The sequence below is a fragment of the Phenylobacterium sp. genome, assembly GCF_044236515.1.
Lineage (GTDB): Bacteria > Pseudomonadota > Alphaproteobacteria > Caulobacterales > Caulobacteraceae > Phenylobacterium.
The window spans coordinates 1-2,880 of record NZ_JBIIGK010000249.1 but is presented as its reverse complement, the minus strand read 5'-3'; the positions used below and the strand labels follow the sequence as shown (position 1 = coordinate 2,880).

General features: G+C 72.5%; 1 protein-coding gene and 1 pseudogene. Both read left to right on the top strand.

Going from position 1 to position 2,880, the window contains the following annotated elements:
* On the top strand, positions 1-1,322 hold a 1,322-nt coding region (locus ACILRF_RS15855; RefSeq protein ID WP_395674594.1), incomplete at its 5' end, for an ATP-binding protein.
* A gap of 4 nt (positions 1,323-1,326) precedes the next feature.
* Positions 1,327-2,880: pseudogene (locus tag ACILRF_RS15850) on the top strand (glutamine-synthetase adenylyltransferase); the annotation flags it as partial.

Genomic DNA, 2,880 nt, shown 5'->3' with positions numbered 1-2,880 from the left:
CGGCGTTCCTGGCCTACATCTATGTGGCGACGGCGGGCGAGGCGACGCGGCGCACCGACCAGGCGATCACCCGCGAGATGGGCGCCCTGATCGCCGCCTACGACCGGGCCGGCCTCGCGGCCGTCAATCAGTCGCTCATCGAGCGCGCCGCCAGCGAGCGGCCGTTCCTCTACCTGCTGACCGAGGCCAACGGCGAGACCATCTCCGGCTCCATCGAGGAAAGCCCCGTCGAGGCCTTCGACGGCCAGCCGACCTGGACCACCTTCCAGGTCACCGAGGAGGTCGAGGGCCGTACGGTCCGGCGCCCGGCCCGCGGCCGTCAGGAGCGCCTGAGCGGCGGCGAGATCCTGTTCGTCGGCGCCGACGTCGCCGAGGACGAGGCCTATGTGGTCAAGATCATCAACGCCCTGTGGGGGGCGGGCGGCCTGGTCATCATCCTCGGCCTGGCCGGCGGCGTGTTGGTCAGCCGCAACGTCAGCCGCAGCATGGCCGGCCTGACCGAGGTCGTCGACGCGGTCCGCAACGGCGACCTCGCCGCCCGCGCTGCGGTGCGGGGCACCCGCGACGAGTTCGACGAACTGGCCCTCGGCCTCAATGAAATGCTCGACCGCCTCGAACGCTCGATGGCCGGCCACCGTCACGCCGGCGACGCCATCGCACACGACCTGCGCTCGCCCCTGACCCGCCTGCGCGCCCGGCTCGAGGCGGCCTTGATCGACGTCGAGGCCGGCAAGGGCGAGCCGACGGAGGCCCTGGTCCAGGCCCTGACCGACACCGACGGCGTGCTGAAGACCTTCGGTGCGGTCCTCGCCATCGCCCGGCTTCAGGCGGCCGGCGCCGCCCCCGATCCCGTCGTCTTCGACCCCGCCGACCTCGCCGCCGACATCGCCGAGCTCTACGAGCCGCTCTGCGAGGACAAGGGCCTGGAGTTCGCCGCCGAGCTCGATCGGGACCTGCAGGTTCGCGGCAACCGCGAGTTCCTGGCCCAGGCCCTGGCCAATATTCTCGACAACGCAATCAAGTACACGCCGGCCGGCGGCGCGGTGATGTTGCGCGTCCGCCGCCGCTCTTCGGGCGAGGTGGAGTTCGCCGTCACCGACACCGGGCCCGGCGTGCCTGAAACCGACCGCGAGCGGGTGGTGGAGCGCTTCGTGCGGCTCGAGAACAGCCGCAACGAGCCCGGCGCCGGGCTCGGCCTCTCGCTGGTCGGCGCGGTGGCCGAGGCGCATGGCGGCCGGCTGGAACTCGACGAAGGTCCGGGGCGGATCGGCGGCATGGGGCCGGGTCTGCGGGTCGCCCTGGTGCTGCCGCGGGCGGGATGACGTCATGAAGCTCGGCGAACAGCTCAAACCCTGCGGTCCGGTCGTCGACGAGAAGGCCGCCGCCCGCGCCCGCGAAATCATCGCCCCCGGTTGCGACCCTCAGGTGCTCGACGCCGCCTGGCCGGCCCTCGCCCCGGTGTTCGGCGCCTCCGGCTATCTCGCCAGCCTGGCCCGCCGCCGGCCGGCGATGCTGGAGGCGATCCTCGTCGCCGACCCCGACGTCCAGCTGGCCGACGTCCTGACCCGCGCCGCCGCCTGCGCCGACCTCGCGCCTGACGCCGCCGGGACGGAGCTGCGCCGTCTGAAGGCCGAGCTCCACTTGCTGACCGCCGTGGCCGATCTCGGCGGCGTTTGGAACCTCGATCAGGTGACCGGCGCCCTGACCCATTTCGCCGACGCCGCCGTCGCCGCGGCCCTGGCCGCCGCCGCCCGCGCCGAGCTCGAGGCCGGCCGCCTGACCCGACTGGGAGAAGGGGAGGAGGGGCCGGTCCCCGGCTGGTTCTGCCTCGCCATGGGCAAGCAGGGCGCCTTCGAGCTCAACTACTCGAGCGACATCGACGTCTCGGTCTTCTTCGACCCGGAGCTGATGCCGCTGGCCGACGGGGTCGAGCCGCAGGCCTTCGCCGTGCGCCTCACCCACCGCCTGTCTGAGCTGATGCAGGCCAAGACCGGCGACGGCTACGTCTTCCGCATGGACCTGCGGTTGCGCCCCGATCCCGCCTCGACGCCGCCGGCCGTCACCGTCCCGGCCGCGATCCAGTACTACGAGACCGTCGGCCAGAACTGGGAACGCGCGGCCTTTATCAAGGCGCGGCCGTGCGCCGGCGACCTGACCACCGCCCGCGCCTTCCTGGCCGAGCTCCAGCCCTTCGTCTGGCGCCGCAACCTCGACTTCGCGGCCATCGCCGACATCCACTCCATCAAGCGCCAGATCCACGCCTACAAGGTCGACGAGCGGATGAGCGCCAAGGGGGTCGACCTCAAGCTCGGCCGCGGCGGCATCCGCGAGATCGAGTTCTACGTCCAGACCCAGCAACTTATCCTCGGGGGACGCAACCCGGAGCTGCGCAGCCAGCGCACGCTCGACGCCCTCTCCGCCCTCACCACCGCCGGCCACGTCACCCCCGACGCCTGCGCCGAGCTCACCGAGGCCTACCAGGCCCTGCGCGCGGCCGAGCACCGCATCCAGATGCTGGCCGACGAACAGACCCACCGCCTGCCGGAATCCGACGCCGAGCGCCGCCGGGTCGGGGCCCTCTCCGGCTTTACCCGCCTGCCGAGCTTCGACGCCGCCGTCACCCGCACGCTGAAGACCGTCAACCGCCGCTACGCCGAGCTCTTCCCCGAGGAAGAGCAGCTTTCCTCGCGGTTCGGCAGCCTCGTCTTCACCGGCGTCGACGACGACCCCGAGACCCTCACCACCCTGACCCGCATGGGCTTCACCAACCCGGCCCGCGTCTCCCAGACCATCCGCAGCTGGCACCACGGCCGCATCCCGGCCACCCGCACCGAGCGCGGCCGAGAGCTCTTCACCCGTCTCGCCCCCCGCATGCTCGAC